The sequence below is a fragment of the Alkalibacterium sp. m-11 genome, from assembly GCF_054658155.1.
In genome coordinates this window covers 1-255 of record NZ_BAAGIR010000537.1, presented here as the reverse complement: position 1 = coordinate 255, position 255 = coordinate 1, and the positions used below count along the sequence as shown (strand labels likewise).

The following is a 255-nucleotide window of genomic DNA, read 5'->3' as shown; positions in this document are numbered from 1 at the left end:
TGATTGACCCAATTATAGACCCCTATTTCTCAGAATATAGTTACGGCTTTCGTAAAGGTCGCAACGCTCACCAAGCAATTGAGCGAGTGATTGGTTATTATGAAGAAGGTTATAAGATAGTAGTAGACTGCGATTTGAAGAATTACTTTGATACAATCAACCATCAAGTACTAAGAAATAACCTCGAATACTATATTCAAGATAAAATAGTGTTGAGAAATATTTGGAACTTTTTAAAATCTGGCATCATGGACC

Annotated in this window: 1 protein-coding gene; it reads left to right on the top strand. The window is 34.5% G+C overall.

The features are described 5' to 3' along the window. Window positions 1-255, top strand: a 255-nt coding sequence (locus tag ACYQ2O_RS13500; protein ID WP_459771555.1) for a reverse transcriptase domain-containing protein, incomplete at both ends; no start/stop codon positions are given.